Source organism: uncultured Shewanella sp. (genome assembly GCF_947495455.1).
Classification (GTDB): Bacteria; Pseudomonadota; Gammaproteobacteria; order Enterobacterales; family Shewanellaceae; genus Shewanella.
This window is the reverse complement of record NZ_CANLZC010000072.1, coordinates 24,405-30,651: the sequence shown is the minus strand read 5'-3', so window position 1 is coordinate 30,651 and position 6,247 is coordinate 24,405. Positions and strand designations below refer to the sequence as shown.

Sequence of the window (6,247 nt, the reverse complement as noted above, 5' to 3'; positions counted from 1 at the left end):
AACGTATGGATAAGCTGTTAAAAGAAGTTGCTTAACGAACTTAACTAGGGTGACCGAATTCAGTTGACCAGGTCAGTATGTGACTTCCATCACAGGGTTCTAATTGATGCCTATGAATATATTTCATTAATTTTAATGCTGAAATACAGCCTCTGGAATGACCTGATACATTGATTTTTAATGTTTGGCCATTATTTCGTTTTAAGATTGCTCTGATTGTTTTCAATGCTTCCTTTGCTCGTTCTCCAGTACCATGAGCCCTTGAGCCATAAAGTTTATTTAAGGTACTACTTGAACTTCTTAAATTGCAGCCATCATATGATAAAATAGGGCCTAATTTTTGACGATTATCTTGTGATAGGTTAGATATTCGATGAAGCTCTCTACGAAGTATGCCCTCAGCTTGATCTGACTTTTTACTTTTAGCATGAAAGACACTTCTTTCATGCTCCCTTGCTGTTCCACAAAAATAAAATACAATATGATTTTTCATAAACAAGCCTATTTTATAATTAAATTACTTTACGGATTTTATTAAGCTATTTGAAAGGTTATCTTTATATTCGGCAACACTTCTATATAGTGTTCATTACGGTTTATTTTTGGCATTTTGATATATACTCCACGTCTCATAAATAATTAAGGGAATGTTATTAATGGTATCAATTTAATTTATCTATTAGTATTATTGAAATATACTTTATATTTATAAATGTGAAAATTATTTTTTAAGTTAAGTTAAGTTAAGTTAAGTTAAGTTAAGTTAAGTTCTTGTTTTTAACGTTGTATTTTTTTGTGTATCTATTCAAAATACTTTCTCCTATTTTCATTTTGTGTAATTTATTTGAGCTTGCACTGTCGTTATATATAAATTTAAGTGATATACCAATGTGATTTTTATACTTAGAAATAAAATGACTACTTTGTATTTTTTCTTCAATTTTTTGTATCACTTTTTGATTAAAAAAATTCAGTTTTATATCAATTTTAATGAATATTTTTTTCTCTAATATTGAACCGGTAAGATTGCTAAAGTTGATTATGCTGTTTTTTCCAATAATATTTTTTTTATTTATTTCGTTAACATTTTTCGTGGTGATTGAAAAAAAGCAATGAAACTCAGCTAAAATGTTTTTTAAATATTGACACAGTACAGCAATAGAGTTGGTTAATGTTTCATGATGAAAATATGTTAACTTAATATCGGTATTAATAGAGAAGAAGTAGTGGTGCATGAAAGTAGAGTATGCACGATTAATAATGTTAATAATTCTATCTTGTTCTTTTTTTTTAGCTATATGGTAAATGTCAATTAAATTTTTATTAAATAGTCTTATCTTGTGGATATTAATGTGAACATTAATGTATTTCTGGTCGATAATAACCTCGTTGATGAGATTATTTTTATTATCAAGTGAAAAAATTGGATGGAAAACGACCATGTTATGATCAACTTGGTGGAAATTGATAATATTAATGAGCTGATTGATATTGAATGCTATACCTTTTCTTATTATGTTGTTTAGTTTAACTTTTAATTTTAAAAAATTGTCATTAGGCATAATTAGTTATCTATAATATATTAAAAATTGATAGTGATCTGCGTTATCTATATGTTGGAACATTATATTTCGTTCTAAAAGTATTTCATCAAGCTCTTTTCCATGGCCTATTCTATAGGTTTCATGATATGTACTATTGTCAAAGTTATGTATTCCATTTTGTGGAAGTTTTTCAAGTTGAACGCCTGGCAGTGACATTTGATTAATATGTTTGTTGTGTTTTATGCTGCTTAATTTGAGATAATCAATATTGATTTTTGAAGCATTGTCTGTTCGTTGACGAATAATTAAAATATATTCACTCGCATTAATAAAATCATTATCTAATTCATTTATTAAATAATATTCACCTTCTCTCTCAAAGGTCACAAACTGTTTTTTGACGGGTTTGTTGAGCAATTCAAAGAAATGGTTAAAGAGAGATAAAAAAGCCTTGTTAGGGTGATTGAAGTCAAAATCAGTACATCGATGTTGCTTATCTTTTATTAAACTGATAATGAAATAAAGATTATCAATTTTTTTAAATATTTCATAAGGGTTAATATGTATAGGAGACTTTTTTGCGATAGTATACATACGTTTTAATTCATGATAATGAATATTAAGCGTGAAATATTGATTTTCTTTTTGAATGCTCTCTATAAAATGTTTTAATGTAATCAGGATTTTTTCTATTTGTATAAGTATAGGAGTGAATGTACAGGAGTCACAAGAGAGTAATGGGTTTGAGTAAGTATTAATATTCCATTGATTGCCAGTATGATAGACTTCGAAGAGCTTCATACTTTCTAATTTATCTTCTAAAAAATGATCGCTCAGGCTGGGACGTATTGAGAGGGTATCAACATCTTGATGGCTTGTTACTTTTTCATTTAAATTAAGATAGATGGAGATGTTTGTGTTCTCATTGTATTCATCCAATGAAAATAAAATATTGTCTTCGATGCTGATATGAATTAAACGGTTTGCTTTTGTATAACACTTCAAATTTTTAATTTTTATCGTGCCTATTGCTAATAATTCTTCATCAAGATGAAATTGAATGATGCCGTATGGCATATAGTAAGGTAATGTAATACTGTTAAGTATATTGTTTTGCTGCATTTCTTCATGCATATTTAAGTGTTTTGCAGTGAGCAGGCCACCATCTTGCCAATGAATTTGATCATACATATTTAATCAACTTATATGAAAAGGTAACTTTCAAAACATAACCATTAGTATTGCATAGTGAGAGTCATATCCAATACTAATGATTAATACTATTCTATTTATTGATATTTAATTGGTTAAATAAAAAATCAATTATTAAGCTGTAACAGAAGCGTCAGCGCCGCCTATTGTCAATACAGTTTGATCAGTTGATTTTTCAGTGATAACATCAAAGGACACGAGACTAGTATCTGCAGTTTTGTCAATTTGCATGCCACGTATTTCCAAGCTGTACAGTTGTGCGTCAGTGTTCCCCCCTAGTGCTTTTCCTGTCTCGGACAGATAATCAAAACTAAATTGATCTGCTGATTTTGGAACAAGTACTAGACTGCTCAAATCAATTATTTTTGCCCATTCGTCATCTTTCTTATATTCCTGAGCTGAATTAAAGGTACCAAAGGTCATGGTCTTAGTTTCTGCTTCGTTACTCGCAATTTGAGTTAACGCAGTGTCAAGCTCTGTTTTTAAGTCCGATGTTAATACGAGATCGATAGATAATGTGACCTCGCTGCCATTTTCTAATGTGTCGAGTGAGATATAATGAAGCGCTGCTGCCGCAGTACCAGCTGTGATGTCGCCAACACTGTCTGTTCCTTCGTATGCAATAATGGATTTTAACATATCGACACCAAATATGTTAAGGCTATCGACCCATAAACGTCTTTGCTTTGAGCCTGATTCATAAGGCGTACTTCCAGGGGAAGAAAAATACAGATCAAATGCTTCTTTTGTTCTCATTTCATTTAATTTTATTGTATTTATTAAAGGTGTTTGATAAGACATAATAGAGAATATCCTTGGTTATAGATAAAATAAAAATTTATTCAGCTGCTTCGCTTTCACTGGAACCGAACAAACCTGGGTCAAGACGTGTGTCTATTTTTAAAGTGGTATCCATACCTTCGAATTGTACATGGGGTAATACGCTGATATTGCAACGATACCACCCCGCTCTTCCTGGAATATTATCAACATTAATTTCGGCCGCCCTGAATGGAAAACGCGCCATGTCTAATGGTGTGGGCTTAAATATGGTAGTGACATATTGGAACAGCCAAGAGCGAATATGCTCTTTAATGATTTCGGGTGATGTAACGCTACCCAATTTATCCCGTATACAACATTTTATATAGTGTGATATGCGTGAAATACACAAGGTATAGGACATATTAGTCACTAATTGTGAATTGATTGAATCTAAATGATCGACAAACTCATGGGCTTTTTTAATGGAATTGACACTAAAGAAACAACAGTTAGCCGTACCTTTCTCTTCAATGACAGGAACAATACCAATATTCGCTAATGATAATTCCATGTAGTCAGGCAAAGCGATATCTAATGGAGAACGACGCTCATCATATCCACGTATGTTATATACTGGTGCAATAAGATCTTTGATATGACCGCCATTTTCGGGGCCTCGAATATATTGAAACCAACCCGATTTAGCATAAGATCGCATGATATTTTGGGCGAAAAGCAGTTGAGCTCCCCCCCATTGGTAAGCGCTGTTAGATTCATAATCGACGTCTTCGGCAAAGTTACTCATTCTAGGATCGGCAAGTGGGGAGTTTACCGGATGATGGGGTTGTCTTAAAATGAAGTTGCCGAGTGTTAAACTGATATAGGCCGCTTCATCTGTGTTTCTGAAATTATTCCAGTCTCGATAGCGAGGGTGCTGAAGCAATGTCTCAAAGTTTTTAATTTGTTTGAGCTCATCAATATTATTGACACCGAAAAAGTTTGGATTGATTGATGCAATAAAAGGGGCGTGAGCACTTTCAGCCACCATTCCCATGCCAGTAAGCCAAGTAATATCGTCCCTTGTGTTATTAAAGTCATATAATCCAAGTAAGAGTCCATAAGGCTCTCCACCATATTGATCATACTCGGAGACATACACTTTTTTAAAGACTTCACTGCTTGAAATATCATAGATATTTCTTTCTAAGTCATGTTGTAATTCATCTTTTTTCACATCGATAATGGCTACCTCGACATTATCATATTCAGCCCTTAATAATTCATTGAGTTGTAGCCATTGGTTTTCAATATATCGGAAATCAGGGTGGCTGATGATACTATTGACTTGTGCGTTAATAATCTCATTGATGCGTTCAATTGCGTGGTGTACATATACCTTGTTATAACTTTCTATGTTATCATTATTCGCTAGTACTAGTGCTAAGGCTGCGATATTACGTGCATAATAATCATCAAACAGAGAGGCGACAGCGTTTGAATCGTCACTGATATCCACATCGACTAACGTCATACATGTTTGGTGGTTTTCTTCTGTTCCGCCGAACTGACTAAATATATCAAGTAAGGCCGTTGTTTCTTGTTCACTCATATGTTAATCCTGTCACCTTTTATTGGGTATCAATGGGGTTAATATATTGAATATAAAATTTAAAAAATTATATTATGAATCTTTATTTTCCTTTGGCTGTAATTCACCTTCTAGTGCGTTTTCGTTGGGCGTTATTAAACGATAATTATTCATTTGTGGAAGTTGATTTTTTAGTGCTTCTAATGCTTCTTTATCTGAGAAGATATTATCTATTGTTTTTTTGAGTGAACGATTGTTATCGATATCTTTTTCAAAAGAGGATAACATTTCTTTTAGCTTTAACAGCATATTGAGTTCTGGTACTTTTTTTGCCACATTATCAGCCTGAAAATCGGCCATTGATTCAAATTGATAGTCTATATTCAACATAGCAGACTTTTGTGGGTTAATATTGTTTGGAACGCTGAGTTGAATGCCAATGTCCATATCTTTTAATGTCGCATCAATGCCATTTTTAATGGTACGAACGGGACGATCTTCAAACTCAAGTTGAGAATCTTTTGACTTCCCTTTTGATAAATCACCAAAGACTAAATTACGAAAGGGAAGCTCTTTCTTTTTGGGTTCACCTTCAACACGAGTCTCATATTGGATCATTAATCGTGATTTAGGTAGTTTTTGATTAACAGCCATTTATAGTGTTCCTTATAGGGATTAAAAAATAACTTTATAATTAATATGTAATAATATTAATAAATTAAGAACAGCTAAGTTTTAACTTTTAGTTTAGTAACTACTTTTTTAGTAACTACAGTAACTTCAAATAAATGAAAAAACACTCAATCGGTATTTTGATTGTTAAACCTGTAGATTGGCTACTAAATGTTCGAATTGATTATTTAGCGTTCAAAATGCGAAAGCTATTTTTTTTACACTTAATTGCAGTATATTTTCACTTCTTTACTTTTACACGTAAAGTGATTAAGTTTAGTTTAAAAAAGTGGTTTTTAAGTTGTTTAATATTGTTTTTTTGTTTTTACGTGTTATTTCTTGTTTCTTATTTGATTTGCTTTTGGATCTAAATTAAACTATTTAATAACAAATGGCCGATCTGTTATTTCATTAATAAAAATTAATTTTAGCTTGTTAATCAATTAAGGTACTATTCATAATTGTT

At 31.8% G+C, this 6,247-nt stretch carries 6 protein-coding genes; all 6 read right to left on the bottom strand.

The genetic code is table 11. The features are described from left to right. Positions 1–40: 40 nt before the first annotated feature. A complete protein-coding gene (locus Q0791_RS17075; RefSeq protein WP_299008945.1) occupies positions 41–493 on the bottom strand; it encodes a hypothetical protein in 453 nt (150 codons plus the stop codon). 265 nt (positions 494–758) lie between these two features. Next, entirely contained in the window at positions 759–1,562 is an 804-nt protein-coding gene (gene iglJ / locus Q0791_RS17070) for a type VI secretion system baseplate protein IglJ (protein ID WP_299008944.1), read from the bottom strand. Between the two features lie 6 nt (positions 1,563–1,568). Further along, entirely contained in the window at positions 1,569–2,735 is a 1,167-nt protein-coding gene (gene tssK, locus Q0791_RS17065; protein WP_299008943.1) for a type VI secretion system baseplate subunit TssK, read from the bottom strand. Between the two features lie 135 nt (positions 2,736–2,870). Then, positions 2,871–3,557, bottom strand: a complete 687-nt coding sequence (gene iglC / locus Q0791_RS17060) for a type VI secretion system tube protein IglC (RefSeq protein ID WP_299008942.1) — start codon at positions 3,555–3,557, stop codon at positions 2,871–2,873. 37 nt (positions 3,558–3,594) lie between these two features. After that, positions 3,595–5,130, bottom strand: a complete 1,536-nt coding sequence (gene tssC / locus Q0791_RS17055) for a type VI secretion system contractile sheath large subunit (RefSeq protein WP_299008941.1) — start codon at positions 5,128–5,130, stop codon at positions 3,595–3,597. Positions 5,131–5,202: 72 nt separating this feature from the next. Then, positions 5,203–5,763 (bottom strand): type VI secretion system contractile sheath small subunit, encoded by a 561-nt coding sequence (tssB, locus tag Q0791_RS17050; protein ID WP_299008940.1) that lies wholly within the window; start codon positions 5,761–5,763, stop codon positions 5,203–5,205. Positions 5,764–6,247: the final 484 nt, after the last annotated feature.

Coding starts and splice junctions, on each gene's coding strand:
- iglC (WP_299008942.1), bottom strand. CDS start 3,557: ATGTCTTATCAAACACCTTTAATAAATACAATAAAATTAAATGAAATG.
- tssB (WP_299008940.1), bottom strand. CDS start 5,763: ATGGCTGTTAATCAAAAACTACCTAAATCACGATTAATGATCCAATAT.
- tssK (WP_299008943.1), bottom strand. CDS start 2,735: ATGTATGATCAAATTCATTGGCAAGATGGTGGCCTGCTCACTGCAAAA.
- iglJ (WP_299008944.1), bottom strand. CDS start 1,562: ATGCCTAATGACAATTTTTTAAAATTAAAAGTTAAACTAAACAACATA.
- Q0791_RS17075 (WP_299008945.1), bottom strand. CDS start 493: ATGAAAAATCATATTGTATTTTATTTTTGTGGAACAGCAAGGGAGCAT.
- tssC (WP_299008941.1), bottom strand. CDS start 5,130: ATGAGTGAACAAGAAACAACGGCCTTACTTGATATATTTAGTCAGTTC.